At 53.5% G+C, this 24,600-nt stretch carries 22 protein-coding genes; 3 read left to right on the top strand and 19 right to left on the bottom strand.

Features of this window, described 5'->3' with window-relative positions:
• Window positions 1–102: 102 nt before the first annotated feature.
• The 16 genes from VN24_RS17510 to nirB all read right to left on the bottom strand — a co-directional run bounded on the left by VN24_RS17510 (window position 103) and on the right by nirB (window position 17,915).
• The gene (locus VN24_RS17510; RefSeq protein WP_045671452.1) at window positions 103–858 is read right to left on the bottom strand and encodes an SDR family NAD(P)-dependent oxidoreductase; all 756 of its coding nucleotides are present in this window, start codon (window positions 856–858) and stop codon (window positions 103–105) included.
• A gap of 16 nt (window positions 859–874) precedes the next feature.
• Window positions 875–2,296 (bottom strand): APC family permease, encoded by a 1,422-nt coding sequence (locus VN24_RS17505; protein WP_238590721.1) that lies wholly within the window; start codon window positions 2,294–2,296, stop codon window positions 875–877.
• A gap of 77 nt (window positions 2,297–2,373) precedes the next feature.
• Entirely contained in the window at window positions 2,374–3,486 is a 1,113-nt protein-coding gene (locus VN24_RS17500; RefSeq protein WP_045671451.1) for a Leu/Phe/Val dehydrogenase, read from the bottom strand.
• Complete coding sequence (locus tag VN24_RS17495) at window positions 3,483–4,889, bottom strand: MFS transporter (RefSeq protein ID WP_045671450.1); 1,407 nt, start codon at window positions 4,887–4,889, stop codon at window positions 3,483–3,485. The genes VN24_RS17500 and VN24_RS17495 overlap by 4 nt, the downstream gene beginning before the upstream one ends.
• A 20-nt stretch (window positions 4,890–4,909) precedes the next feature.
• Complete coding sequence (locus tag VN24_RS17490; protein WP_045671449.1) at window positions 4,910–5,194, bottom strand: ACT domain-containing protein; 285 nt, start codon at window positions 5,192–5,194, stop codon at window positions 4,910–4,912.
• Window positions 5,195–5,233: 39 nt separating this feature from the next.
• Window positions 5,234–6,688 (bottom strand): NAD-dependent succinate-semialdehyde dehydrogenase, encoded by a 1,455-nt coding sequence (locus VN24_RS17485; RefSeq protein WP_082083841.1) that lies wholly within the window; start codon window positions 6,686–6,688, stop codon window positions 5,234–5,236.
• 46 nt (window positions 6,689–6,734) lie between these two features.
• Window positions 6,735–8,093, bottom strand: a complete 1,359-nt coding sequence (locus tag VN24_RS17480; RefSeq protein WP_045671448.1) for a glutamine synthetase family protein — start codon at window positions 8,091–8,093, stop codon at window positions 6,735–6,737.
• Between the two features lie 28 nt (window positions 8,094–8,121).
• Window positions 8,122–8,883, bottom strand: coding sequence for an SDR family NAD(P)-dependent oxidoreductase (locus tag VN24_RS17475; RefSeq protein ID WP_045671447.1), 762 nt, complete (start codon window positions 8,881–8,883; stop codon window positions 8,122–8,124).
• On the bottom strand, window positions 8,880–9,638 hold the full coding sequence (locus VN24_RS17470) for a M20 family metallopeptidase (RefSeq protein WP_238590720.1): 759 nt from the start codon (window positions 9,636–9,638) through the stop codon (window positions 8,880–8,882). The genes VN24_RS17475 and VN24_RS17470 overlap by 4 nt, the downstream gene beginning before the upstream one ends.
• A complete protein-coding gene (locus VN24_RS26465) occupies window positions 9,635–9,940 on the bottom strand; it encodes a zinc-binding metallopeptidase family protein (protein WP_148505266.1) in 306 nt (101 codons plus the stop codon). Before VN24_RS26465 ends, VN24_RS17470 begins: the two co-directional genes overlap by 4 nt.
• A gap of 319 nt (window positions 9,941–10,259) precedes the next feature.
• Entirely contained in the window at window positions 10,260–12,443 is a 2,184-nt protein-coding gene (locus VN24_RS17465) for a sigma-54 interaction domain-containing protein (RefSeq protein WP_052703018.1), read from the bottom strand.
• A 13-nt stretch (window positions 12,444–12,456) separates the two neighbouring features.
• Window positions 12,457–13,785, bottom strand: a complete 1,329-nt coding sequence (rpoN, locus tag VN24_RS17460; RefSeq protein ID WP_052703017.1) for an RNA polymerase factor sigma-54 — start codon at window positions 13,783–13,785, stop codon at window positions 12,457–12,459.
• Between the two features lie 340 nt (window positions 13,786–14,125).
• The gene (gene cobA / locus VN24_RS17455) at window positions 14,126–14,914 is read right to left on the bottom strand and encodes a uroporphyrinogen-III C-methyltransferase (RefSeq protein ID WP_045671445.1); all 789 of its coding nucleotides are present in this window, start codon (window positions 14,912–14,914) and stop codon (window positions 14,126–14,128) included.
• Window positions 14,911–15,075 carry a hypothetical protein gene (locus VN24_RS27710; RefSeq protein WP_158453682.1) on the bottom strand — a complete coding sequence of 55 codons (165 nt, stop codon included), beginning with the start codon at window positions 15,073–15,075 and terminating at the stop codon, window positions 14,911–14,913. Before VN24_RS27710 ends, cobA begins: the two co-directional genes overlap by 4 nt.
• An 83-nt stretch (window positions 15,076–15,158) precedes the next feature.
• Window positions 15,159–15,470 carry a nitrite reductase small subunit NirD gene (gene nirD / locus VN24_RS17450; RefSeq protein WP_045671444.1) on the bottom strand — a complete coding sequence of 104 codons (312 nt, stop codon included), beginning with the start codon at window positions 15,468–15,470 and terminating at the stop codon, window positions 15,159–15,161.
• 12 nt (window positions 15,471–15,482) lie between these two features.
• Window positions 15,483–17,915, bottom strand: coding sequence for a nitrite reductase large subunit NirB (gene nirB, locus VN24_RS17445; RefSeq protein WP_045671443.1), 2,433 nt, complete (start codon window positions 17,913–17,915; stop codon window positions 15,483–15,485).
• Window positions 17,916–18,404: 489 nt separating this feature from the next.
• Here nirB and VN24_RS17440 point away from each other — a divergent pair, with 489 nt between their 5' ends.
• Both VN24_RS17440 and VN24_RS17435 read left to right on the top strand, forming a co-directional pair.
• Window positions 18,405–19,007 (top strand): ANTAR domain-containing response regulator, encoded by a 603-nt coding sequence (locus tag VN24_RS17440; RefSeq protein WP_045671442.1) that lies wholly within the window; start codon window positions 18,405–18,407, stop codon window positions 19,005–19,007.
• A 17-nt stretch (window positions 19,008–19,024) separates the two neighbouring features.
• Window positions 19,025–20,065, top strand: a complete 1,041-nt coding sequence (locus VN24_RS17435) for an anthranilate phosphoribosyltransferase (protein WP_045671441.1) — start codon at window positions 19,025–19,027, stop codon at window positions 20,063–20,065.
• Between the two features lie 53 nt (window positions 20,066–20,118).
• Here the strand turns inward: VN24_RS17435 and VN24_RS17430 are convergent, their stop codons facing one another.
• A complete protein-coding gene (locus VN24_RS17430) occupies window positions 20,119–20,460 on the bottom strand; it encodes a hypothetical protein (RefSeq protein ID WP_045671440.1) in 342 nt (113 codons plus the stop codon).
• 260 nt (window positions 20,461–20,720) lie between these two features.
• Between VN24_RS17430 and asnB the strand changes: the two genes are divergently transcribed.
• Complete coding sequence (asnB, locus tag VN24_RS17425; RefSeq protein WP_045671439.1) at window positions 20,721–22,565, top strand: asparagine synthase (glutamine-hydrolyzing); 1,845 nt, start codon at window positions 20,721–20,723, stop codon at window positions 22,563–22,565.
• 374 nt (window positions 22,566–22,939) lie between these two features.
• Here the strand turns inward: asnB and VN24_RS17420 are convergent, their stop codons facing one another.
• Together VN24_RS17420 and rph are read right to left on the bottom strand one after the other, a co-directional pair.
• Window positions 22,940–23,596 carry a non-canonical purine NTP pyrophosphatase gene (locus VN24_RS17420; RefSeq protein WP_045671438.1) on the bottom strand — a complete coding sequence of 219 codons (657 nt, stop codon included), beginning with the start codon at window positions 23,594–23,596 and terminating at the stop codon, window positions 22,940–22,942.
• A complete protein-coding gene (gene rph, locus VN24_RS17415) occupies window positions 23,593–24,339 on the bottom strand; it encodes a ribonuclease PH (protein WP_045671437.1) in 747 nt (248 codons plus the stop codon). Before rph ends, VN24_RS17420 begins: the two co-directional genes overlap by 4 nt.
• Window positions 24,340–24,600 lie beyond the last annotated feature (261 nt).

Raw genomic sequence — 24,600 nt, 5'->3', positions numbered from 1 at the left:
CGCTCACTTCGCAAAATAACGCCTGATCGTTCCTGCAGTCGCAAACGCAAGGCTTAAGCGGGGGCGCCAGCAACCGAGTTGCCTTATATAATCTTGCAGTTGCTATTTAATCGTATATCCGCCGTCAACCAAAATACCGGCTCCCGTAATGGCTCTTGCTTCGTCGGAGGCAAGAAATACTGCCGTATTCGCAATCTCTTCCGGCTGAATCGTTCGTCCGATAGGATGAATATCGGCGATATTTTTCAATACCTCGTCCCTGCCGCCGAACAGTTCGGCATGACGATCGTTAAACGATGTATCAACCCAGCCCGGACAAATGCAGTTCACACGAATGCCGTCTGGCCCGAAATCTAATGCCATCGCTTTAGACAGCATAAGTATCGCGCCTTTCGAGGACACATAGGCGGCCAGTCGCGGTTCCGCTACATAACTATTAGCCGATCCCATATTGATCACGACACCGCCTGCGCCCCGCATGTCCGGTATGATTTCGCGTGATAGCAGAAAAATCGATTTAACATTCACATCGAATGTCCGGTCCCAAATTTCCTCAGTCAGCTCCAGTATCGATCCGGGAATATTGACGGCGGCGTTGTTGACAAGGATATCGACACCGCCCAATGTACGTCGTGCGAACTCGGCAAGCTCTCTGACGTCGAGGATTTGGGAAACGTCCGCGCGGTGAAAGACAATGTCAAGCCCTGCGTTGCTAAGCACGCTCACCGCTTCGGCCCCGGCTTCCAAAACGTCTGTGGCCACAACACGAGCGCCTTCTTCCGCAAACCGCTTCGCGATTTGAAAGCCGATGCCCCGTCCCGCTCCTGTAACGATTGCCCTTTTATTATTCAGTCTCATGTCAAGCCCCCTGCCCTCATATTTCCGAAAGTGCAGGAGGCACCTCGCGGTATCCCTTTGATTTGATGGCGCCGAACACGATCCCTATTGCAAGCCATGCGAATCCGATGATGTAAGTCGTCTTGTCAAAGCCGCTCCATATGAACCCTATGACCGAGAAGCCGATAAGCGGACAGACGAGATAGCGAATGAGACTCCCAAAGCCTCTTCGTTTGTTTTTGATGATGAAGTGGGTGATAACCGAAAGATTGAGCAGCATGTAGGTGGACATGGCTCCGAAATTGACAAGCTTGGCAAGCAGATCCAGGGACAGGAAAAGCCCGGTGAGAACGGAAACGAGTCCAACGAAAATCGTTGCATTGGCCGGCGTTTTGTACCTGTCATGTACTTTGGATAGGATGCCGGAGAATGGGAGAAGCTTGTCGCGGCTCATGGAGTAGATTACGCGTGAAATAGCCGATTGAACCGTCAATGCGTTGGCGATGCCCACACATGCGACTCCGATTACGATGAAGGCATAGTAGAGCACATCACCGCCGACTTCGCGGATAATGTCAAAATAGCCCATTCCAGGATCCAGGTCAGTATGATCCGGGTGAGCCAGTGTCGCAAAATACGATTGGCTCAGAAATAGCAAACCGATGAGGCATAAGCTGGCTACGACGGCCCTGCCGACCGTTCGGGTCGGGTTTCTAGTTTCCTCGGAAAGCGTGCTGATGCTGTCAAATCCGATAAAACCAAGAACAGCGATCGATGCGGCTGTCGCGATGAATTGGAGGTCGACTTTCCCAGGCTGGTAGAAAGGCGATAGTGAAAACCCGCCTAGCCCATTACCGTCGATCAGCACATATTTTAAAGCACAAATAATAAAGATCACTATTAGTCCCAATTGGCAGAAAAGAAAAAGATAGCTGGCCCAGCGGGTAAGAATGATGCCCCGAACATTGACGAGAGTGATGATAGCGGCGAAGACAATCAGAATGACGATTGGGGGGATACCGGGGAGTACGGCGGAAAGCCACAAATTCGAGAACGAAATGAGCATGCCGGGTATGATCAGATAATCCAGGATAATGATCCATCCGGTCAGAAATCCGACATGAGGATTAAGTCCGCGCTGGACGAATGAATAAGCTGAGCCGGCGATCGGAAACTCACGGCTCATCACGCTGTAGCTGAGCGCCGTGAACACCATCGCGATCATACCGACCAAGTAGACAAGGGGTGCCATACCGAAGCTTTCGGCAGATGCCAGGGCATATACTTGAGTAGGAGCAATCGGCAGCATTGTAATTAAGCCAAAAGTAACCAGATCTTTAAACGTTAGCGTCCGTCGCAATTCCTGAGTATAGCCAGTTTGTTTTTCAGCCGGTTCTCTCCGAGTGTTCGGGGATTCCCCCGAATTCAGCATTTCGTTCGATGCCACCGATTTCGACATAAACAGCGCCTCTCTTTCCTTAATGAAAAATATTAACGTCCACCTTTCAAACGGCAGACGGACTGTCTTTTCGTTGATCAGGCTTTATTGAATGAACGGCGACGGCTTATAGCATGGTGGTCGTTCCGCAAGAACGTACTGCGGGCATGACGGAGCTGATCGATGCGTTGTTCTGCCAGACGGTCCGCGGCCGCGTGCGGCGGGATTCCTTCAGCTCTGGATATATCGAAAATTCGGTTAAGCGTCCCATAGATTTCTCCGATCTTCTTGAATGCGCGATCCTTGTTGTATCCGTTCAATTCATCGGCTATGTTGATGACCCCGCCCGCATTAATTACATAATCCGGTGCATAAACGATTCCCATTTTATGCAGCCGATCGCCATGGCGGGCTTCCTTTAATTGATTATTGGCCGAGCCCGCGACCACCTTGGCTTTAAGCCGTGGAATCGTCTCATCGTTGATTGTCCCGCCTAGCGCGCACGGCGCGTAAATATCACAGTGGACATCATAAATATCCTCAGGGTCTACGGCTACCGCTCTGAACTTTTCAACAGCTTGTCGGACCGCTTCATTGTTGATGTCGGTCACTATAAGGTACGCCCCTTCTTCATGCAAATACCGGCATAGATTGAAAGCGACATTGCCGACGCCCTGAACGGCGATTGTTTTACCGGCCAAACTATCGAAACCGAAAGCTTCCTTTGCTGCAGCCTTCATGCCCTGATACACGCCGTAAGCTGTTGCCGGGGACGGATTGCCCGAGGAACCGAATCCTGGCGAGATGCCGGTTACGTAATCCGTTTCCTGGTGAATCGTATCCATATCCTCGACTGTCGTTCCGACGTCTTCGGCAGTGATATAGCGTCCATTCAGACTTTGAATATAGCGACCGAACGCACGCAGCATCGCTTCGCTCTTGTCGGTTCGCGGGTTTCCGATAATCACGGTTTTGCCTCCGCCCAGATTCAACCCTGAAATGGCATTTTTGTAGGTCATGCCCTTGGCCAAGCGCAGTACATCTTCAAGCGCTTCTTCCTCTGAGCCATAGGCCCACATTCGGGTTCCACCCAGTGCCGGACCAAGCGTTGTATCGTGAATCGCGATGATCGCCTTCAATCCGGATCGCTTATCCTTGCAAAACAGTACCTCTTCGTAATCGTCCTTGTCCATGATGTCAAACAATCTCATCTGAAATCCCTCCATTTGTTCACATTTCGCCAACGCATCCAAGTCCAAACCGAAAATGCGCACATCACCGCACTAAATAATTCGACAGCATGCACAAAACCGATGTATTCAGCGGCATACCCGAAACCTAAAACGGGGATCGCAACGCCCAGATAAGTGCCGGCGTAAAAAAAGGAAACCGTATCCCCGCGAGCCTGTTCCGGAGCAAGTTCATTGACGGATGCCAAGCTGCCGGCGTACAGCGGGCCATGTCCGAGGCCGACGAGAACTGCCGACACCGCAAGCAGTATCGATGAACTTACATGCATGGTGAGTACAAGACTTGTCAGGCCTGAAAACAGGAGAACGAATCCCGCGGCCGCCATCCGGGGTAATGGCCATTTAGCAAACAGAGATTGGCTGGCCGATGATACGCCCAATACAATAGCAGCTGTAAAAGCGGCGAATAAGTAGCTCGACGACCTGCCAATCCACTCGTCCATGTAAGATGGGATAACCGACAGGAACAGGCTGACCACGGCCCACGCAATAAAGGAAGTCGCAGCGGCTGTATAAAATGGAGCCCGGATTGTGCGTGGCAAGACAGGCAAATGAAGCCGGGTCTTTACCGGAACCGGGTGCTGGATGCGCACTAACAGCAACCCGATTATACCGGGAAGGATCAACAATCCGTGTACGAGGTATGGAAGCCGGGTCGGGAACGGCGCCCACTCAGCAAGCGCCCCGGACATCAACGGCCCGAGGGCGTTTCCCGTCGTGACGGAGAGTGCCGCAAAGAACGCGGCACGGTGACTGTCGCGACTAGGATGGAGCGCCGTCAACGCGGATACCGCTACGCCGTTGAACATCCCTACGGAAAGCCCCTGTATCGCCCTAGCCAACAGCAGCATGGAAACCCCACCCGCCATTGCGAAGCAGATTGAGGCAAGCAATGATACCAAGATCCCCCAAAGCAGAATAGCTTTGGATCCGATTCGATCCGACAACTGCCCGAATAAAACGATCGAAGGTATTACAACAAAGGCATAAACCGCGAAGAGAAGCGCGATCATCCCTGGTGTCAAACTCCATTGAATCTTATAAGCCGCATATAAAGGAGAAGCCAAATTAATACCCAAAATCGTAACGAACAAGCCGTATGCTACGGTCCAATATGAGAACGCCGCTGTCCGTTCCCGAGCCGACCGGACGACGAGCACATCCTGGAGGCTCCCCATCTCTCGGACGAGAATATCCAGATGGTCATTATCGATACGGGCGTTAATGCGCATAAGAGCGAAACCGGGACGGCATTCCTGCGTGATCTTCATGCTATCGATATTACAGCCTCGACCGGCAAGAAGTTCAGAAACGCGCGCTAATACGCCGGGCCTGTCGGTTACCCGAAGCGTAATCGTTTGCATCGTCCTTCCCTCCTCCATCATCACTCAGCCTTCCGGTTTAATGCAGCCCCGAGGCCACTGCCATTCACCGACAGCACATCGATTAACTTGAGCAACCGCAGAATCAGCTGTTTCCATTCTCGTTCCTCAGCCCGTGCCGTGACGGTCATATGCCATAACACACCGTCATTCGGCGTAACTTTACATTCCAGTTTCAAGCTCTCGATTTCGAGGCTTCTGCGGACAAACAATCCCGTAATTCGCAGCAGCACCTCTTCACGACGCTTCATGAGCACCGTCAGCGTTTGTTGATTGCTCACTCTCATACTCGATCCCCACCTATGGCCGCGCTGTTCGCCCCAACGTTATACCGTGGTCATGGCGACATATTTTAACGAAATAAATTCTTCAAGCCCTTGTCTTCCGCCTTCACGGCCGATGCCGCTCTCTTTAATTCCGCCAAACGGCGCCTGCGTGTAAGCAAGCGATGTCCCGTTGATCCCAATATTGCCGCTTTGCAGCTGCTGGATCATCCGGTGGATTCGGGCGAAATCTCGAGTAAAAAGATAAGCCGCCAAACCATAGCTCGTATCATTCGCAGCAGCCACAGCCTCCGATTCACGTTTAAATGTTAATACGGGCATGACCGGCCCAAATATTTCCTCACGCGTTATATGCATCTCGCGGGTAACGCCATCCAGCAGCGTCGGAGCATAAAAGTGCCCGCGAGTATATGGTTCTTCCGTAAGGCGTTTTCCTCCGGTGAGCAGCTTGGCTCCCTTATTTATGGCGTCTAGCACAAGCCGCTCCACTTTCTGCACCGCCCTTTCATTAATGAGCGGGCCGATGTCGGTGCCTGGTTCTGTACCGATACCCGTGATCAATGTCCGGATAAGCGTAAGAAGCTTGTCCAACAAGGCGTCGTGAACATCCTCATGCACATAGATGAGATTAATTCCATTACAAACCTGGCCGCAGTTTTCAAATTTATTGGCGACAATCTGTTTGGCAGCTTTGTCCAGATCGGCGTCCGGGAACACGATGACCGGCGAATTGCCGCCCAGCTCAAGCGATACTTTTTTGACGGTCGCCGCAGCCTGCTCCATCAATTTTTTACCAACGGCTGTCGAACCTGTAAATGAAACCTTGCGTACGCGGGAATCCTGCATCAGTACGCTCCCGATTCGCGAAGGGTCTCCCGTTACCAGATTGGCCGTCCCTTTAGGCAGACCCGTCTGTATGAGATGGCTGAAGATGGCAATGGCGGTCATGGACGTCGTTTCGGCCGGCTTCAACACTAGGGTGCAACCAGCCGCAAGCGCCGGTGCAACCTTCCGCGCTACGGTCGCGCTAGGGAAGTTCATCGGCGTGATTAGCGCTACTACGCCTATCGGCTCCCGGTACACTAGCAACTGCTGGCCCGGATTGGAGGAAGGAATGATTTCACCGTAAGCCCTTTTTGATTCCTCCGCATACCACCGTATAATGTCGACAGTCCCTTCGATCTCGCCTCTCGCTTCAGAGAAAGGCTTGCCTTGCTCCTTGGACAGCAACAGAGCAAGCGCTTCGCGGTTGTGCATAAGCCGCTCCGACCATTCTTCCAGATAGCGGGCTCTTTTCTTGGCCGGCAGCTCCGACCATTCGTGCAGCGCTTCACTGGCGTGATCTATGGCCTCTTGCACGCCTTGATCCTCCAGGTCGGGGATGAGACCGATCAGCTCTCCTGTTCCCGGATTGCGTACTTCCATCGTGGCCGCAGACGAGCGTCGTTCGCCTCCGACCCAGTTATAATTCCATTCATTTAGCATTACGCTATCCATCCGCATCCTCCCTGATCATGATCAAGTTAATAAAACCCACAATTGGCTAGATAAACTCAAAATATTTCCGGCGCTCCCAGTCTGTCACGGTCGAAAAATATTCCTGCAGCTCCAGATGGACCGCCTGCAAATAATGATCGACCACACTGCTCCCAAGCAATTCGCGAACGGTATCGCTTTTCTCCAGCAGCCGGCAAGCATCGTACAGATTGGTCGGAAGCTTGGGCAGCTCCATTCCGCTTGCATTGCCCTTGATCGGACCGGGAATCTCGATTTTATGTTCGATGCCGTACAATCCCGAAGCCAGCATCGCGGTCAGCACCAAATAATGATTGGCGTCGGCGCCGGGCACCCGATTTTCAAAGCGGCATGACTTGCCTTTACCATCAAAACGGAACGAGGTGCTGCGATTGTCAATACCCCAGCTTACCGTATTCGGTGCGCCGGAGCCGAAATCGTTGATGCGCTTGTACGAATTCACATAAGGAGCGTAGAATACCATCATTTCCGGCGCCAGCGCGAGCATTCCTCCGAGGAAGTAGCGTCCGTTCGTCGACAAGCCGTATTCCGCATCCGGATCGTAAAGTCGATTGTAGACCCCTTCCCTGTCCCAGAGGCTGATGTGGGTATGTCCGCTGCTTCCGGAGTCGTTCGTATCCTGTTTTGCCATGAATGTAGCCATCAGGTTGTTCAAGGCAGCCATTTCCTTAATCCCGTTTTTATAAATCGCGGTGCGGTCGGCCATCTCAAGAGCTTCCGCGTAACGAACGTTCAGTTCGATTTGACCGTTGCCCCATTCGCCTTTTAGCGCTTCGATCGGCACGCCGGCCGCCTCGAGGTTCGTCGTCAATTGACCTAGAAACCAGTGGTCGACCGTCAATCGGAATACCGAATAGTCGATCGGATACGGAAACAAGGGGGTCAGGTTCGTATAATTTTTGACCCGAACGGATTCGGCGGTTTCCTTGAAAATATAAAATTCAATTTCAGATGCGGCAAATGCCTTGAAACCCATGGAATCCGCCTTGGCGATCTGCGCCTTCAGCATATTTCGCGGAGCGATGCTAATCCCCGAGCCGTCTTTATCGTAAAGGTCGGCGAGTACAAAAGCCGTTTGAGGGGACCAAGGATAAGGCCGCAACGTCGATAAATCGGGGACGGTTTTCATATCATGGGCACCCGTCTCCCAATTACAAAAGTCGAAGGCGCCGAAATTAAGGCTTACGTCCCAGGCCAAATTCAAAGCACACATATGAATGCCGTCTTTAGCGTCTTCCACAAAATGTTTTGCGGGGATGCGCTTGCCGAACAGCTTTCCCTGCATGTCAACACCGGCTACAATGACGGAAGTGATCTCGCCGGAGTCGGCCATATTCCCCAGGGCTGCTAAACTCAGTCTTGTCATCCTTGTCTCCCCTTTTTTCCAGTTTGGATTAAGCGATGGTCCAACCGCCGTCCACAAATATTGTCGATCCTGTAATATATTCCGATTCCGGCATGGCCAGGAAAAGCACTGCATTGGCGATATCCTCTGTAGCCGCGATTCTACCGACCGGGATTCGGTCAAGCACCCACTTCTTGATTTCAGGATTCTTGAGACCGTTCTCGGTAAAAGGTGTCGCCACCACACCCGGAGCCACACTGTTCACCGTGATCCCGTAAGGCGCCAGTTCCAGCGCCACCGCCTTGGTGAGCAAATTGAGCCCTCCCTTCGAGGAGTTGTAATGGGGCTGACAGTGACCGCTGCTCGATACAATCCGGTGTGCTTCCACCGATGTAATGTTAATAATGCGCCCCTGCGTTTTGCCATCAATCATTACTTTGGCAGCAGCCTGCGAGCACAGGAAAGGAGCCTTCAGATTGACATCGTGCACTTTGTCCCATTCTTCCTCCGATAACTCCAGGAACGGAGTAAAGGCAACGATGCCCGCATTGTTAACCAGAATATCAAGCGTACCGAAAGCCTCCACGGCGCTTGCAATCATCTGCTCCACATCGCGTTTGTTCGTCACGTCCGCTTTCAACGCCAGTGCCTTGCTGCCGGCCGAAGCCATCGCAACGGTTTCATTGGCTCCATCCAAATTCAGATCGGCTACGACGACCTTCGCCCCCTCCTCCAGAAAACGCAGCGCGATGGATCTTCCGTTGCCCGATCCACCACCGGTAACGATTACGACCTTATTGTCAAATTTCATTGTTCATCATCCTTTATATGTAAAATAAATTCATGCAAAATCCGTACATAATCGCACAGCGACGCAATATCCACATATTCTCCGGGACCGTGGTGATTAGCCCCTGCGGGTCCGAATTCCACGGCAGGAATTCCCTGCTCAGCATAAAACCGTGTATCCGCAGACCCGTCTTGGCCGAAGAAAGAGGCGCCCGCATGACGACAAAGCCTGCTCACCAACACATCGTCCGTCTTGGTTTCAACCGGCGTCCCATGAAAATGCACTCTCACCTCAGAGCCGGCCATCACTTCCCGAACCGCCTTCAAAATGTCATCCGGGTTCTGACCTGGCAGATAGCGGATGTCGATACCGAGCGCGCATCGATCGGGAACCTGATTAAACACATGACCGGCTTGAATTTTTGCCAGATTAAGAGATGGCTGATGGAAGAATAATGTGCTTTCCTGAAAAAAAGGCAGTGAAGTGAGTTTTCGAAAGTGGTCCATCGCCTTAAGAATCGCATTCGTTCCGAGCCAGGGCCGGCTTCCGTGAGCAGCCACACCCGGGACCTCGACGAGCAACTGCAATATGCCTTTAGCCTGAACGGCGATATTGAGATTTGTAGGCTCGCCGCAGATGGCAATATCGCCAATGATGCCCTGCTTCACCAAATGTGCCGTTCCACGCTCGCCTCCGCTTTCCTCGTCCGGCACAAGAACCAGTACGACCCGGCAGTTTAGTGAAGATGCCGCTAGCTTCACCATCAGCACCATCATGCCGGCGACGGCGCCGAGCATATCATAAGTGCCACGACCGAAGAGCTTCCCCCCTCCACCCGAGGGACAAAATCCTCGGGCGAACCGGGGACAACGTCCAAATGTCCGTTTAGAAGGACGGTAGGACTGCCGCTGCCAACGGTTGCCACAACACTGCGCAGCCCTTCATTCTCAACCGTTTCGCAACTTACACCATGTTCGTTCAACCATTCCTTGCAAAATTCGGCACAGCGGTTGATTCGTTCCGCTTCGGTGTTCTCGAAGCCGATCAGTTTGGAGGCAAGCGCTACAAGCAGCTGCATTTCCACGTTTGTTATTGATTGTGTCTTCAGTTCTGATGTCACCCCTTTTAAATAAATTGAGCTCACCCTAAATATAAGCAAGAAGCGTGCCAGCCACGAAAATCAGTTTTTATTTGATATAATGAACCATAAAGTTAGCTGTTTGCCGATATCGAAATATCTCCCTCCCATTCAGATCATCTTTTCAGTAACCCAATTGACCCAATTATCCTAATAATCCATATTTTTCACCTATTAAACCCATTTCAATAAAAAAAGCACCTTTCGGTGCCCTTGACTGTCACGCTCCTAACGTCGTTAACAAACGGTCTGTATTTGCTTAACTATTCGTTTCAGCGGGGTACTCTGGAATTGAATATTGCTGCTTTTCCCGCAAATATCGATAGCCTTCGGCCGTAAGCGAACACCCGGAACGACCGAGCCTCAAGTACACCAGGCCTTTAGCGCGAAGGCCTTCCATACGCCGCCGCACCTGATTTTCCGTCATGACCACACCTTTGCCTTTGGCTATTTCCACAATATTTCTGCGGCCTGTGTGACCGCCTTTTACCTTGGCCTCCAAGACCATTTCGAGGACCAGCATATCGAGATCGACGTCTAAACATTCCGCAGGCAGCGCCGCGATTGCTGAGGAGCCGTTTGATGCCGTATTGATCGACTTCCAATTCACGGAAATCGAATCGCCCGCCAAAACCGGGGTCCGAGCTGGATTGACTACCTCACCCTCGATGGGGTCAAGTATCCTCTGCAAGCCTTGAACCGGCTCCGCTTCCAAAAAAGGCAGTTCTCCCACGCCAAACGTTCCGTCACTCATGATGGACACGTATTCCATCGTATTTTCCAGCTCGCGAATGTTACCTGGCCAGTGGTAACACATCAGCGCTTCCATCACATCATCCGGCAGTTCGTGCGGGTAGCCCCGGCGTGTCAAAAAATAGCGTGCGAGTAATGGAATATCCTCCTTGCGTTCCCGTAGTGGCATAATTTTCAATTGAAGCACCTTGAGTCGGTAATACAAATCTTCCCTGAAGGTACCGTCTCGTACCATGGCCGCTAAATCCCTGTTCGTCGCCGCGATCACCCTAACATCTACCGGCAGCACCTTCGTTCCCCCGACCTTAAGAATCTCCTTCTGTTGCAGGACGCGGAGTAAGCGGATTTGTAAATTGGCTGATATGTCGCCAATTTCGTCAAGAAAAATCGTCCCTCTATGCGCCTGCTCGAAAAGTCCCGGTTTTCCGCCCTTTTTGGCGCCAGTAAAAGCGCCGTCCTCATAACCGAACAGCTCGCTTTCCAGCAAGTTTTCTGGGAGCGCACTGCAGTTTATAGCTATGAACGGAAATCTGGAGCGATCGGATTGCTGATGAATCGAATGGGCGAACAGTTCCTTGCCTGTACCGTTTTCACCGAGAATCAGCACGCTAAAATCATTTTTGGCCATTTTACTCGCTCGTGCGATCAGACGCTTCATCGCCTCTGAGCCGGTAACAATGTCCCGGAATGAGAATTTCGCCGCATGTCCGTTTTCACGAAGTTGCGTGCGCAGCTTTAGCTCAAGTTCCTCGACCTTTTCCGCCATTTTTAGGATCAGCACCCGTTCCGTCGCGCTTCCGTGACCCCGTATCGGCATTTTATTCAGAATTACGGTTTTCTTATTTATCGTTGTAAGCTGATCTTTCGCATCTTCATTAAGGAGTTTCAAGTCGATATGATGGTGACTAAATAACTCCGTAATATTGCGGCCTGACAGTTCCCACACGCCAGCGCCCCACAAATGTTCCGCAGTTCGGTTGACAAAGGTGATAATGCCATTATCATCGTAGGTTACGACACCGTCCTGCACCATGTTGAGAGTTTCCTCAAACAAGTTTTTGGCATCAATCAACTCCTGCATCGTCATCTGCAAACCTTGATTGGATGTCACGATTTTCTTGGCATATGCGTCTAAAATACGCCTTGTTTCTCCGTTGAGCAGATTGAAGCGGGTCAAAATCTCGACAACGGTGCTGATTTCCACTACCCGGTCCCCGACATCAATCACCTCCGCCATGCCTTCGGGTGCCAGCTCCGCTTCCCCCGGGGTAATCGCCCGCAATACGTTCCGGGTTTCCGGCGCTCCGGGATAGTATGGAATTAAATCTACATGGCGTAATCCCAATTCATAAAGCAAAGAGATCGTCTCGACGACTGAATCGCGTTCGTCATTGACCACGAGATATTGATTGCCGGAAGGCAAGTTCTTGATCCGATCCCACCCTTTTTTCGACAACGTCCGTTTGAGAATTAAAATGTCCGTTTGCTTTTTGATATGGAAGGGAGAATGCTTAATGAACAAAATATGAGAGCTGATCATTACCAAATCCATATCCTGCTCACCTGTCCAATTGTCTACGGAAAACGGATGGAATAACATGTATTGGCCGAGCAATGTTGTGAGTTGGCTGCAGAGTTTAGCGCTTGTTGCAGCATACCCGGCGATTACTGCGATGTTCAACCGCTTCAATCAAACTCCCCCTCTACCTCCTGTTTGCTCGCTGAAGAGCCGGAGCAATGCCGAGTTGCTTCCGGTACTTGGCAACTGTCCTTCTTGCGATCACAACGCCTTGTGCCATGAGCAGATCCGCCAGCTGTTGATCGGAGTAAGGCTTTACTCGATCTTCTCCGCTCACAAGTTTCTGGAGCTCTATTCTGACGCTTTCAGAAGAAGCGGACTCGCCGGACAAAGCTTGCAGCGCCGATGAAAAAAGAGCTTTTAGTTCAAAGACGCCCCCTGGCGTCCGAATATATTTGCTCCGGACCGCACGGCTTACCGTCGACTCATGCAAACCGACTTGTTCAGCAATATCCTTGTGGGCCATAGGTTTTAAAAAGCTGAGCCCCTTGTCCAAGAATTCAGTCTGGAGCGTGGAAATAGCCTCTGCTATACGAAGCAGTGTCGCATTTCGCTGCTCTATACATTTCAGGAGCCACTGGGCAGAGCGAAGGTGCTCGTTTAAAAAGCGCCGCTCCTTGTCCGTGATTTTGCTGTCTTTCACTAACTGCTTGTACGCTGTATTTGCCGACAGACGGGGGATGGTCTTATCGTTGACCGTAATGACGTATCGTCCGGCCTCTTTGCGAATAATGATGTCCGGTATGACATAAGGGATATCCTCTACTATGCCAAACCCTCCCGGACGCGGATTAAAGCTGCGGATCACTTCTAGGGCTTGACGAATATCGTGAACGGACACGCCGTATTTGTTCGACAATACTTTATAATTGCCGCTCGCCAATTGATCAAGATCATCAGTAACAATCGATTCTGCAAGCGCATGACGCTCCGGTCTATGTCTTAGCTGTAGTAGCAAGCAATCACGAAGATCTTCCGCCGCCACCCCTGCAGGTTCAAAGCTGCGTACCAGCGACAGACTCTGGACTGCTTCCGTAATCGAAACCTGAAGGATATCAGCGATATCGTCCGCCTTCATCCTCAAATACCCACTGTCATCCAAATTACCAATAATATAACGCGCTATGAACCTGATTTGCTTGGGAAGTCCTCGAAGGCAATTGAGCTGTTCCAACAAAATCGCCTCTAATGTATCCGCTCGGGAAGCGACCATGTCCAGAGGATCAACCCGCCGTTCCGTAAAGGAGTTTCCTGCAGCAACTCCAACCTTCGGTGTAAAGGAAAACACAATTTCGCCTTGCTCCTCAAGCGCCGGATTTTCAATGAGTTGCCGCTCGATGTAATCTTTCAGATCAAATGCGGACAGCTGTAAAATCTCCAGACCTTGAAGCATCTCGCGGCTCATCGCAAGTCCCGTCGATTGGGTTTGATGTAAGCTGTATTCTACGGCCACTCTTCTCACCCTCATGTAAAAGACATGTTGCTTTTTATAACAAAATTATAACGACAAGTTCTGAATGTCAACAGAAATGAATATTACCGCAGGTAAGCCTCGCCATTTGTCGTCATGCCGAAGACAAAAAAAGCTGCATTGCGCATCGCTAACGGCTGCTTTGCAGAAGCTCACTTCGCAAAAAGTCAATTTCGGCTTCTCTTCGTTTGTTATGCTTGTCGCTTTCATCGTTTTCGCGCTTTGTCTTTTGGTTAGGGGGAAGGAAAGCCCTAAACAAATAGCCCGTTGAGATTTCTCAACAGGCTTCATACCGCCGCTTCACGGCGCAAAAATATTCACTTTAGCCAAACATCTCTCCGTATCCGTATTCGGCCAGCGCTTGCTGCTCCAGGCCCGCCAGCTGCTCCCGCACCTTGACGACTTCTCCGACGACGATAAGGGCCGGGTTTTTGACCCGCTGCGACTCGGCCAGCTCGTGGATATCGGCCAGCGTGCCGACGACCGTCCGCTGCTTATTCGTTGTGCCGCGCTCGATTAAAGCGACCGGAGTCGATGCGTCCTTGCCATGCGCGAGCAGTTCCTGACGGATATCCGGGAGATGGCTGACGCCCATATAAATAACGAGCGTATCGACGCTGTGTGCAAGCAGATCCCAGCGAATCCCCGTCTCCCCTCCCCGGCAGCGGCTGCCGGTCACGCAGGCAAAGGAAGCGGCAGAGCCCCGGTGCGTAAGCGGGATCGAAGAATAAGCGGCAGCTCCGATCGCCGATGTGATGCCCGGAACGATCTCATAAGGAATGCCTGCCGCCGCAAGCTCGAGCGCTTCTTCGCCTCCGCGGCCGAATATGAACGGGTCGCCTCCTTTCAGGCGGACGACCGTTTTTCCTTCCTGCGCATACGCGACAAGCGCTTTGTTAATCATCTCCTGCTGCATCGCATGCCGGCCCGGAGCTTTGCCGCAGTAAATCAATTCGGCCCCCGGTTTGGCGTGCGCCAGCAGTTCCTTTCCGACCAGCCGGTCATACAAAATGACATCCCCCGCTCCGATCAGCCGAACCGCCTTAAGTGTCACAAGCTCGGGATCGCCAGGGCCGGCACCGACAATATATACTTTCCCCGTTTGTCTCATAGTCCACTCTCCACAGCGGGCTTGAAGGCGCCCTTCACCGTATAAGCGGTACTGTCCGCCTGCGCTGCGCCGCCGCTCTTCTCCTGATTGGACAGATCAAACATGATGCCCGATAATAAGACGCCGCCGGAGCAACAGCCGGCCGGGATGTCAGATGACATACGCTTGTCCTCCTTTATATAAAAGAATTGAAGCGGCAAATGATCAAGGCCGCCCCGTTTCTTCTAAGCTGAATATCTACCTATTATATAGTGACGTAGATCGAGCCGCTTTCCGGCTCCACTTCCGTCACATACGTCGTTACGCAGCCGTCGTCGGGTTCATGCACGCGCCCGCTCTTCAGATCGATCTTCCAATCGTGCAGCGGACAATGAATCGCATCCCCGCATACCATGCCTTCCGACAAACGTCCGTTTTTGTGCGGGCAGCGGTTTTCCACCGCGCGCACACTGCCGTCGGACAAACGAAATACGGCGATTTCTGTATCCTGCACCCGGATCGTCCGGGAGCCTTTTATGTCAATGTCCGAGAGATGTCCAACCAACAGTTTAGCCATGTGTCGTTCCTCCTATTGCTTTACCGTCTGTACGTCTGCCAGCGGTTCGAAATTTTTGCGAAGTTCACGGTTTTCAATAATTTCTTTCCACGGATCCGTTGTAAGGCTGAGCGTCTTCTCGATCCGCTCCACAAGCGCTTCACGGTCTTCCTTCTTCGCGAGCGCCTCTTTCACCGAATCCAGTCCGACCCGCTCGATCCAGTTCGACGTCCGCTCGTTCCACCGCGCATTCTCCCTGTAATATTGCAAGTAAGCGCTGGCCCACTCTATAACTTCATCATCCGTTTTGACCGTGCACAGCAAATCGGTCGCTCGGACGTGAATGCCGCCGTTGCCGCCGACATGCAGCTCCCAGCCGCCGTCGATCGCGACGACGCCGAAATCTTTGATCGTTGCTTCCGCACAGTTACGGGGACATCCGGAGACGGCCAGCTTCACTTTAGCCGGCGTGTTCAGCCGCTCAAACGCTTTTTCCAGCTTGATGCCCATACCCATTGCATCCTGCGTGCCGAACCGGCAGAACGTGTTGCCGACGCACGTTTTGACCGTACGCAGCGTCTTTCCGTAAGCATGACCGGACGGCATATCGAGGTCTTCCCACATTCCCGGCAAGTCCTCTTTCTTCACCCCGAGCAGGTCGATCCGCTGTCCGCCCGTAAACTTGACTAATGGAACATTATATTTTTCCGCCACCGTGGCGATTTTCTTCAGATCCGCAGGCGACGTGACGCCGCCGTAAATACGGGGAACGACGGAGTACGTGCCGTCCTTCTGGATGTTGGCGTGGTACCGCTCATTCGTGATCCGGGACTCTTTCTCGTCCACGTACTCCTCCGGCCAAAGCATGCCGAGGTAGTAGTTCAGCGCCGGGCGGCATTTAGAGCAGCCTTCGCTCTCCCGCCATTCCAGCACGTTCATGACTTCCTTGACGGTCATCAGGCGCATGCGCTTGATCTCGTCGATAACTTCCTCGCGGCTCAGGCTTGTGCAGCCGCAAATGCCTTCCTTCGACTCGGTCGCAGCATCGCCGGCGTAGAAGTGAAGCAAACCTTCCACGAGCGGCTTACAGCCGCCGCAGGATGCAGACGCCTTCGTGCAGGCCTTGATGTCGGCTACCGACGTGCAGCCTTTCGCGGTAATCGCTTCGCCGATCGCGGCTTTGCTGACCCCGTTACAGCCGCAGACGATCTCATCATCCGGCATCGACTCGAACTTCGCTCCCTTGGACTGGCCCATCAGCTCGGACGGAATGCCGAGCAGCAGCTCTTTTTCGCGTCCCGCAATCGATTCTCCGCTCTTGATGAGCGAGAACAGCGACGCGCCGTCGGCGGTGTCGCCGAACAATACCGCACCGGCCAGCTTGTTGTCACGGATGACGAGCTTCTTGTACACGCCGCCCACTTCGTCCTGGATCTTCAAGGAACGGCTGTCCGGCGAATCTTTGAATTCGCCCGCGGAGAAGACGTCGACGCCGGAAACCTTCAGTTTCGTGGACGTGACGGAGCCTGTATACCCGTCCGTTTCAATACCGGCAAGACGCTTCGCCAGCACCGCTCCCTGCTCGTACAGCGGCGCAACGAGCCCGTAGCCGATTCCCCGGTGCTCGACGCATTCGCCGACGGCATAGACGTCCGGCACGTTCGTTTCCATCCAGTCGCTCACGACGATGCCGCGGTTGACGTCGATGCCCGAAGCGCCTGCCACTTCCACGTTCGGCCGGATTCCGACGGCCATGACGACCAGGTCGGCTTCAAGTGAGGTGCCGTCCGCAAATTTCAGGCCTTGCGCGCGTTTCTTCCCGGTAATTTCGAGTGTCTGCTTTTTCAGCAGAAACTTCATGCCCTGCGCTTCCAGTTCCCGCTGGAGCATTCTGCCCGACGGTTCGTCCAGCTGGCGGTCCATCAGGTGACCGTTGATATGGATGACCGTGACATCCATGCCAAGGTTAAGCAGGCCCCGCGCCGCTTCAAGACCGAGCAAACCGCCGCCGATTACGGCCGCTTTGCGGTACGTTTTGGACGCATCCATCATCGTTTCGCAGTCCGCGATGTCGCGGAAGCCGATGACCCCTTCCTTGTCGGCGCCCGGAATCGGCAGGATGAACGCCTTGGAGCCCGTCGCGATGATTACTTTATCGTATTCCGCTTCGATGCCGGAGCGGGAGATAACCTTGCGGTTTGCCGAATCGATCTTCACAACCGGCTCGCCGGTATAGAGACGGATCCGGTTATCCTCGTACCACTGCAGATCGTTAATGATGATTTCATCCATGCTCGATCCGCCCGCCAGAACGGTGGAAAGCATGATCCGGTTATAGTTAGGATGCGGCTCCGCACCGAAAATCGTAATTTCATAAGAATCGGGAGCGAGCTTGATCAGATGTTCGATTGCCCGTACCCCCGCCATACCGTTGCCGATCATCACTAATTTTTTTGTCGTTTTCATCGAATCTCTCCTCTCTCTATCAACAGGAAACCGAAAAAGTACAACCGACCAGATAAACCTGCGACCAGAAAAAGCCTATTTTCGCTCTGAACGGGAGAAAAGATTACACGTTTCCCATGCAGTAGCGAAAATAGGCTTCGTTGCCAATGATTCCAGATACGCCATTGTATCCGATTGATCCTTATTCATTTGTTTTGTAAAGACAATATACTATGCCGGCGAGCCTGGTGTCAATATAGTTGACACAAATATAGTTGACATAAAAAAAGAAATCTTTACAAAAGCAGACACGGGTGACTCCGTCCAGCGGACAGATAAAAAATCCTTGCTGTGATATTTCGCATTGAAATATAAGGAAGAAGGCGAGAAAACTGCATACTTTCTTATAATTTGAAAAAACTTAATATCGACATTTGGTTAACAGGTATGATATATATATGGCAGTATAATGACGCTAGGGTTCATTCGGACAAGGAGGAATCGCTCTGCATGCGTTCTTTGATTGTGATTCAAACCGAGACGGCACGATCGTCCCCGGAATATTCCGATCAACCAACGTCTTCGCCTAAAGTTATCCTGCAGGAGTACGGCTATTTCGTTTGCACCGCTTCGACGCTCGAGAGGGCTAAAGTGATGGTAAACAAAGCGGACGCAGCGGTGTTGGATCTGCCGGTGGGAGAGCTCAAAGGATGGGGGAAAGAACTTCTGTGGACCAGATCGCTGCCGCTGATCTGGTGGTGCAGCGCGTCTTCTGCTTCGGAATCGTTGGAGGCATGCGAGGAAAACGTCACCGTTGACGGCATCCTCACACCTTCGATGAGCGAACAGGAGCTGCACTGGGCGCTTCATTTCAGCTCCAGACAGTACTTTGAACGGAAGCAATGGCAAAGCGAGCGCGCCCAGATGATGGCGCAGCTAGAAGACCGCAAGTGGATTGACATGGCAAAAGGCATATTGTCCAAGATGAAAAATATTTCCGAAGCGGAAGCCTACGATTTTCTGCGCAAACAGGCAATGAACGAACGGAAGCGGATCGTCGATGTGGCTACCTCAATCGTTAAAGTATACCAGCTCCTGAAGGAATCGAAATAAAGGAGGCAAGAAACAACATGATTAACTTGCTGAAGGAAGTCGCTCGCGGCAAGAGGGGCGCCCGCGATTTGAGCATGGAAGAATCGCTGCAGGCGGCCGAATGGATTATGACCCGTAAAGCCACTCCGGCCCAGATCGGAGCTTTTTTCATCGCTGAGCGCATTAAGATGGAAAGCGTCGAGGAGTTGGAGGCGTTTGTAACGGTGCTCCGCAAACATGCGGAACGCGCGCCGGTTCGGAAAGGCATTGACTGCGCGGGCCCTTACGACGGACGCAAAAAATCGTTTATGGCGACTTTCCCGACCGCCTTCGTGCTCGCCGCGGCCGGACTGCCCGTAACCCTGCACTCGGCCCCTTCCCTTCCTCCGAAATGGGGAACGACGCTTCTCGATCTGCTGCTGGAAATGGGCATTGACGCGCAGCGGATGCAAAAGGACGCCCTCATCCGCGTTGCGGAAGCGACCGGAGTTTTGTTTGTCCCTGCCGAGATGTGGTGTCCGCCGCTGAAGGAGCTGCGTTCGATTCGCGAAGAGCTCGGCATGCGCACGGTGCTGAATTCGGCGGAGAAACTGGTGAATTACTCGGGATCGCCCTATATTGTATATGGCGTCTACCATAACACCGTGTTTGAGAGAATGTCCAAGCTGATCCAAAATCTGCAATACGAGAAAGCGTTAATCGTCCAGGGGCCCGAAGGATCCGAGGATATGTTTATCGACCGTGCGACCCGGACCTACATCGTCGACGGCGGTGAGCCGCGCCTGCATGTGGTGAACCCCGACGAATATGGACTGGAAACACCGCTGCCCGAGAAGGAAAACGGATGGACGGCAGCCGATCAGCTTCGCGTCACCGAAGAGGTGCTTCGCGGCGAAGCGCACATGGCGTTTACGAACCAGGTTATGCTTTGCGGAGCGGTCCGGCTTCATTTGGCGGGACGCGTCGGTTCCGTCGAAGAAGGCGTCTACACGTGCAAATCGCTGCTGGACAGCGGAGCGGCCTTGGATATTTTCCGCACATGGTGCGGCGCTATGTTAGGAAAAGAGCAGCTGATATAACAAGATTAACGTAAGGAGGGCGACCGCCCTCCTTTTTTATTTTCGCAGCAGAATTAACCCAACAACCGGTGCAAATACTCCCGGACCTGTCCGCTTTCCAGCACTTGCAGCTTAAACGTTTCCCTGCGGCCCCAATCCGTCTTTGTGTTTCGATTTTCAAACCATTGCATCGAAATTTCCTCAAAGGCGGTGTGCATGCTGTTATCGAACCAGTCCGTAAGAAAATCCGCATCGTTCCTCACGATAGACACGAGGTCGAATTCATTGTCTCCCGAATTTGAAAAATAAGCGAGTACATTCTCGCACTGAGGGTCATCGGTATGCACCTCCACCTCCCCGCATGTGGCCCCGTCCCGTTCGACGGAGCGTCGTACGTGCGCTTCTATGACATTCATCGCTCACTTCCCCTTTCTTGCTTTTTCCCTCCACTAAAGTCCTGTGGTCATCTCGTGCTTCCGAAAGCCGGGCAGCTTCTTGAAACTGCGGACGGTTTCGGCAGGCGAACGCCTCTTTCGACATTCCTCCACAACTCTTTCCTGGAAGCGTCACCTGTCCCGTTAGTTTCGCCCATTGGACAGACATCTTATCCCTTTTTTCAGCATATCTATTTTAATACGCGAATTTAGCCCAGCAATCATGAGAGGACTGAGAATCAATGTGTGGATTCACCGGATGGATCGACTGGACACGCGACCTGACGGAACAGAGCGAAATACTGGAAGGAATGACGTGTACACTCGCGCTTCGCGGGCCGGACGCAGGCGGAACCTGGATTTCATCCCACTGCGCGCTCGGTCATCGCCGGCTGTCGGTAATGGATCCGGAAAACGGAGCACAGCCGATGATCCGGAAAGAGGAAGACGCTTCCTATATCATCGTTTACAACGGGGAGCTGTACAACGCGCCGGAGCTGAAGCGGGAATTGGAGACGCGCGGAAGGGTGTTTACGACTACCTGCGATACGGAAGTGCTGCTGGTCTCCTATATGGAATGGGGCAAATCGTGTGTCGAAAAATTTAACGGCATCTTCGCCTTCGCGATCTGGGATACGAAGGAGCAGGAGCTGTTTCTGGCCCGCGACCGGCTCGGCGTCAAGCCGCTGTTCTTCAGCCGTACCGGCGGGCTGTTCCTGTTCGGTTCCGAACCGAAGGCGATTTTGGCGCATCCCGCCTTCAAGCCGGTTGTCGGCGCGGTGGGCATCGCGGAGCTGTTCATTGTCGGGCCCGCACGTACGCCGGGCGTCGGCGTCTACGAAGAGCTGTCGGAGCTTAAGCCCGGCAAGTGCATGACGGTGAGCCGCGCGGGCGTGCGCATCTCGACGTATTGGGAGCTGCAAAGCTGGGAGCATGAGGGCGATGTCGACGCAACCGCCCTCCATATCGGCGAGCTGCTGCAGGATACGCTCGAGCGCCAGCTTGCCTCCGACGTGCCGGTATGCACGCTGCTGTCGGGAGGGCTCGACTCCAGCGCGCTCACTTCGCTGGCCGTCAAGTACTATAACCGGAACGGCCAAGGCAGCGTTCATACCTATTCCGTCGATTACGTCGACAACGATAAGCATTTCAAAGCTCACGCCTTCCAGCCGAACTCGGACGGGATCTGGATCGAGCGCATGGTATCGTATTTGCAAACCGAGCATCATGCGGTGCAATTCGATACACCCGAGCTTGTGAAAGCACTGGACGATGCCCTCTGGGCGCGGGATATGCCGGGCATGGCGGACGTGGACAGCTCGCTGCTGCTGTTCTGCCGTGAAATAAAGAAGGGCGCTACCGTTGCCATATCCGGCGAGGCGGCGGATGAATTGTTCGGCGGTTACCCGTGGTTCCATCGCGAAGAAGCGCTGAGCGCCGGCACATTCCCGTGGTCGCTCGCCTCCGGGATGCGGGCGGAGCTATTATCCCCGGAGGCGGCGGAATGGGCAAAACCGCTGGAGTATATTAAGGACCGGTACAGCGAAGCGGTCGCGGAGGTGCCGCATTTGGCGGGTGAAAACGAACAGCAGCGGAAAATGCGGACGATGTCCTATTTGAACATCACCCGCTTTATGCCGACGCTGCTCGACCGCAAAGACCGGATGAGCATGGCCGCCGGGCTGGAAGTGCGGGTGCCGTACTGCGATCACCGACTGGTCGAATATGTGTTTAACATTCCTTGGGAAATCAAGACGGCGGGCGACCGGGAAAAAGGCATTTTGCGGCGGGCGCTGCGCGGCGTTCTGCCGGAAGACGTCCTGACGCGCAAAAAAAGTCCATATCCGAAAACCCACAATCCAAACTACTTGAACGCTGTCCGGGGCATGCTGCTCGAGGTGCTTGACGACTCTTCCTCGCCGCTGCTGCCCCTGATTAATGTTAAAAAAGTCCGCGAATTTGCAGAATCCGACGCGGCCGGTTCGCATACCCCCTGGTTCAGCCAGCTGATGGGCGGGCCGCAGCTGTTCGCCTACCTGTATCAGATGAACCTCTGGCTGCGGAAATACAACATTTCGATCCGTTAACGCGATTTCAAGCTCCAGTCATCAGAACCGGGGCTTTTGTGTTCATAGCCCCATGGGCACGCTATCCCGACAACATTCCTTACGGTATTGAAGCGTAATGGCCGATTCGATGCGGTTGAACGACCAGGCATAAATCCGAAAAAAGCCGATTACGCTAAAAAGTCCCGCAGCTGGAGGCCGGCGAGGCGTCTTGCTGCGGGACTTTTATCGGACGGCATCAACCTGTGCGCCTGCACAGATTTAATGCGATCAGCCCGATTGACGGCCGGGAAACCGACCGCTTACTGGCACGGAACAATTCCTAACACGCGCGACGGATCAGCACTTCTTCAGTCACAGCTTAAGTAACTTTGTCGGTCAGGCCGCATGCGCCGCTACAGCGAACCAAGCTTCTTAAGCAGCAGCGCCAGCGCGCGGCCGCGATGGCTGATGCGCTGCTTGTCCGCAGTGGACAGCTGCGCTGTCGTGAGGCCGGATTCCGGCAGCCAAAAGAGCGGGTCGTAGCCGAAGCCTCCCTCGCCCAGCGGCCGGTCGATAATAAGCCCCGAGACGGTTCCTTCGCTTTCCGTAAATGCGCCCGACCGGGGATCATAAAAGGCAAGCGCGCATACGAACCGGGCGGTGCTGAGCGCGCGTACGCCGCTTGGCAGTCCGTCAGCCGCCTCCGGCACGATCCCTCCCGCCTCCGCAGCCTTCTTAAGTTCGCGCAGCAGCTTGGCGTTATTGTCCGCATCGGCAGCCCCCTCGCCCGCATACCGGGCGGAATAGACGCCCGGAGCGCCGCCAAGCGCGTCCACGCACAGCCCGGAATCGTCGGCCAGCGCAGGCAGTCCGAGCGCATCGCCTACCGTTTTCGCCTTAATGCGCGCATTCGCGGCAAACGTATCGCCGTCCTCCACAATATCGGGAATGCCCGAATAATCGCGGATGCTTGCTACCTCTTTGCCGTATGCGGCAAAGGCATGGGCGAATTCGCGCACTTTACCGGCGTTGCCCGTCGCGACGACAATAACGCTTCCGCCGGCCATCATACGGTTGCCGTTCCGATGCGCGAACCGGCCTCGCCCAGTACGTCCTTTTGCTTGGTGACCAGTCCGGCGATTCCCGACTCTGCAAGGCCAAGCAGCTCATCGAGCTCGGCCCGCGAAAACGGCGATTCTTCGCCCGTTCCCTGAACTTCGACAAACTTGCCTGCGCCGGTCATGACAACGTTCATATCAACCTTCGCCTTGGAATCCTCTTCGTAGTTCAAATCGAGCACAGCCCTTTCGCCGACAACGCCGACGCTCACCGATGCCATATAATCGCGGATCGGATATTTTGTGAAATTGGCCGTCTTGGACAGCTTATGTACCGCGAGCGCCAGCGCTACGAACCCGCCCGTAATCGAAGTCGTGCGGGTGCCTCCGTCAGCCTGGATAACGTCGCAGTCGAGCGTAATCGTACGCTCGCCGAGCGCATGCAGATCGACAACCGAGCGCAGTGCCCGTCCGATCAGCCGCTGGATTTCCATCGTGCGCCCGTTCTGCTTGCCTCGTGCCGATTCGCGCTGGTTGCGCGTCTGGGTCGCCCGCGGCAGCATCGAGTATTCGGCCGTTACCCAGCCTTTGCCTTGACCTTTCATAAACGGAGGAACGCGCTCCTCCACCGAAGCGGTGCACATCACTTTCGTATCTCCGACTTCAATCAGCACGGAGCCTTCCGCGTATTTGTTAACGCCTGTCGTAATTGTCACCGGTCTTGTCTGACCGGCTTCCCGGCGGTCTGTTCTCATGTGTGTCCTCCCAACCCTCATTATGATGCTAATCCTTCCCATTCTACCAAAGACCTACGCGAAAAGCATCTTTTGCGCTTTCACACTTATCCTGCCAAAACGGATCATAACCAATGTATGTCCCATTACCCGATTTTATGCTTATCCGTTTCACTCTGCCCTGCCAAAAGGATGACAGGCGGCGCATGATGGCGAGGTGCTTTTCCGGTCTAACCAAGCAGAAACGGCTGACGCCGCCTTAATAGTCGACCATACGTTTCG

It is taken from the genome of Paenibacillus beijingensis, from assembly GCF_000961095.1.
Taxonomy (GTDB): domain Bacteria; phylum Bacillota; class Bacilli; order Paenibacillales; family Paenibacillaceae; genus Paenibacillus_O; species Paenibacillus_O beijingensis.
This window is presented reverse-complemented; position numbering and strand designations above follow the sequence as displayed.